Raw genomic sequence first — 3,280 nt, forward strand, 5'->3', positions numbered from 1 at the left:
AGTTCCTGGTCTTGTAGGTCGGGGGTATGGGTCTGCTCATGCATCCCAGCTACCACCCTGGATTCGCGAGATGAATCCCTCACGCGATTTGTGCAACAGAGCCCCCTTCGTTGCCACCGCCTTCACGGCCAACTCGCTGCGCTGAGCTGGCCGTGTCACTTTTTTTCCATGCGCCGCGCGAAGTAGGTCAGCCTGCATGCTGAGATCGGTGAACATGCGCTACAGCCGCCGGTTCTCGTCCTCCAAGGCCTTCATCTGGCTCATCATCGATGCATCCATGCCGCCATACCTGGCCCGCCACTTGATAAATCGTGGCGCTGCTGATCTCATGCTCGCGGCACAGCTCCGGCACCGCAAACCCGCGCTCCGCCTGTCGCAGTTCCTCATCGGAATCTCCTCGTCCATCTTGCCGTGAAAATTCTATGTTTTTATCCCCTTAGCCATGGGAATGATTATCATTCCGCCGGCATGGCGCAACTGGCGGTCTGGACTGCGTTGGCTGAGGCGAGGATCGGCGGCAACCTGCAACACTACGACAAGCCGCGGCCCAGACTTTCGGAGCGCAGTCCAGCTGGAAGCTGACGCCCAGATTCCGTTTGGCGCGAACAATTCCTCTTCGGGACGTTTCAGCGGGGTCGGGAGCTTTTGCATGGGATGGCAGGCAACCTCGGATTGCTCATATATCAAGCGGTGATCCTGCAACCATGATGCGAATCTCATTACGGGCTTTGTGCAACAGTAACGGGCCAGTTATCAACAAAGCCATTGCAATACCTGCATGACTTGTCCAGTGACATGCGCGACAATATTCGTCTAGGTAGAGACTGATGCTGATCGAAAAGACCTCGCTTCCGGGCGTGCTGGTCCTTGTTCCGCGCCGCTTCGGCGACGAGCGCGGGTTTTTTTCCGAAAGCTGGAATCGCGGAACGCTGCGTCAGGCGGGCTTGGACCTGCAGACCGGCTGCCCCGAGGAGATCGCCTTCGAGGCCGGCTGGATCACCGCCGACGAACTCCGCGCGCGGGCCAAGCTGTTCTCGAAGAACCAGTATGGGGCTTATCTGAAAAATCTATGTCCTCGCTAAGTATAGGCCCGAAGGATGCCACCCGCCTGCACAAAGGTATGGCTTGTAATCCAAAAAATAGATCGATGTTAAATTCTCATACAATACATCCTCGTGTGGCAGTTCTCCTCGCCAGTCATAACGGAGAGGCCTATATTAAGGAACAGATAGACAGTATATTATCGCAAGATGGCGTATCCATACATATTTTTATGTCTGACGATGGCTCTACAGATGGAACGCTATGCATAGCGGAGAGATATAAAAGCCAATGCCTTACCGTACTGCCCCCCAAGAGATTCGGGAATTCAGGACAGAACTTTCTGTATCTTCTTCGCGAAGCTCCTTGGCAGCACTTCGACTACCTAGCTTTCTCGGATCAAGACGATATTTGGCTGCCGAATAAAGTCGGATCGGCAATAAGAAAATTGAAAGACGGTCAATATTCCGGGTACAGTGCCAATGTGATGGCTTTTTGGCCGGACGGCAAATATTCCCTCGTAAAAAAATCGCATCCTCAAAGGCGACGCGATTATTTATTCGAGTCAGGAGGGCCAGGAAATACGTTTGTTCTACCAGTGAAAAGCGGCGTTCATGCACTTAATTTGATCCGGTCCGCTAGATCTGAGATAGTTAATAAAATAGAAAGCCACGACTGGCTTATTTACGCAATTGTAAGGGAGAACTGCGGTCGTTGGTTAATAGACGAAAACCCTATGATGTATTACCGGCAGCACGACAAAAATGTCAGCGGCGCCGGGCTAAGCTTTAAAAGGCTCGCTAGAAAGTTGAAGATGCTTTTCGGCAACTGGTATATTGATCAGGTTAAGTCAATAGCCGAAATCTCGGGAGCTAGTTGTTGGGAGGTTGATTTTATAAATAGACCATCTGTGCATAAAATACCGATTATGCTGAAGAAATCAAAAAATCTTCGTCGAAGATCACGCGATTCTATTATTCTGTCGATAGCCTTGACCGCTTATGCACTGCGCAGTGCGTTCACGAAAGCGAGCTATACTAATTCACATTGACGGCGGGCGCAGCGTTATATCATGCGTGGAAAGCAGCAATGGATACTTTCTGCGATAGACGGAAACGCTGCAGGATAGCTGAGCACCATCCTATAATTGTTGATGCAAGCGAGCGGATTTAATGAATCTGACTCAGCTTTATTGAGTGGGTCCGCCTTGAAGTTTGATTTGGGCCTTGAAGAAGGACCATACGCCCGTCCTCGAGGAACAGCGTGAGGGCAGACCAGCGGTCTAGGTCATGTTGACAAATGGCGGAGCCAGAGCTTGATGCATGCGATGTCGATGAAGCCGCGGAAGCTTTCTGCGGTTTTGTCGTAGCGGGTTGCCAGCCGACGGCTGTTTTTCAGCTTGTTGAAGCAGCGCTCGACCATGTTGCGCAGGGTGTAGATGGTCATGTCGACAGCCTTGCGCACCCTTCGGTTCTTTCGCATCGGTATCATGGGGAGGGCGTTGCGGCTCTCGATGTCTTCCCGAATTTTATCAGAGTCATAGCCCCTGTCTGCGACCAGGACGGCTGGCTGCGGCAGGTTGTCGGCCATCACCAGATCATAGCCGGTGTAGTCGGAATCCTGCCCCGGCGTGATCTCGGTCCTCATCGGGAGGCCAGCGCCGTTGATGCGGAGATGGATCTTGGTCGAGAAGCCACCTCTCGAACGGCCAAGAGCCTCTTTCGGAGTCCCCCTTTTGCGCCCGCCGCATGATGATGGGCGCGGATCACGGTGCTGTCGATCATCTGCAGCTTGTCCGGCGCGATCCCAGCGTGGTTCAGCGCGTCCAGGATATCCTCCCACAGCCCGGCAAGGGTCCAACGGCGGAACTGCCGGTAGACCGAGGACCACTTGCCGAACTCTTCGGGCAGGTCGCGCCACGGCGCACCAGTCCTTGCGATCCAGAAAATGCCATCCAGAACAAGACGATGGTCCGCAGGCTTGCGCCCGTTCGGATGCCGGACGGCTCGGATGAAGCCCTCAAAGAATCCCCATTCGTCGTCGGACATCAGGTTGCGTGCCAAGCTCATCTCCTACGTAGAGAGCAGCTTGAATCACAGCGCGCACGCCGGTGGAACCCCTTTTGTCAACATCACCTAGCGCGTTGATTTTGTGTGCTGAAGCTGCGGTTTTGTTGGCTTTGAATTGCAGGGTTTCGTATGCTTTGGCCAGAAACCCTGCAATTTCCGGTCGCCGATGA

General features: G+C 53.5%; 3 protein-coding genes and 2 pseudogenes. 2 read left to right on the forward strand and 3 right to left on the reverse strand.

Annotated features, from left to right (window positions below; all coding sequences use genetic code 11):
* Positions 1-102 precede the first annotated feature (102 nt).
* Positions 103-379 (reverse strand): annotated as a pseudogene (locus ACDP63_RS24380) (transposase); the annotation flags it as partial.
* Positions 380-827: 448 nt separating this feature from the next.
* Between ACDP63_RS24380 and ACDP63_RS24385 the strand changes: the two are divergent.
* Positions 828-953: pseudogene (locus tag ACDP63_RS24385) on the forward strand (dTDP-4-dehydrorhamnose 3,5-epimerase family protein); the annotation flags it as partial.
* A gap of 194 nt (positions 954-1,147) precedes the next feature.
* Positions 1,148-2,092 carry a glycosyltransferase gene (locus ACDP63_RS24390; protein ID WP_409928812.1) on the forward strand — a complete coding sequence of 315 codons (945 nt, stop codon included), beginning with the start codon at positions 1,148-1,150 and terminating at the stop codon, positions 2,090-2,092.
* A 236-nt stretch (positions 2,093-2,328) separates the two neighbouring features.
* Here ACDP63_RS24390 and ACDP63_RS24395 read toward each other — a convergent pair.
* Positions 2,329-3,110, reverse strand: a protein-coding gene (locus tag ACDP63_RS24395; protein WP_409928813.1) for an IS5 family transposase whose coding sequence is annotated in 2 segments (ribosomal slippage) — positions 2,329-2,768 and positions 2,768-3,110 — 783 coding nt in all. Because the reading frame shifts where the segments join, the coding sequence is not laid out codon by codon here.
* Positions 3,061-3,280, reverse strand: a 220-nt coding sequence (locus ACDP63_RS24400; protein ID WP_409928814.1) for a hypothetical protein, incomplete at its 5' end; no start/stop codon positions are given. The genes ACDP63_RS24395 and ACDP63_RS24400, both read right to left, overlap by 50 nt.

Source organism: Paracoccus sp. P2 (genome assembly GCF_046335115.1).
GTDB lineage: Bacteria > Pseudomonadota > Alphaproteobacteria > Rhodobacterales > Rhodobacteraceae > Paracoccus > Paracoccus pantotrophus.

What these genes read in the sequence shown, in the direction of transcription:
- ACDP63_RS24390 (WP_409928812.1), top strand. Translation starts at nt 1,148, where the DNA reads ATGTTAAATTCTCATACAATACATCCTCGTGTGGCAGTTCTCCTCGCC.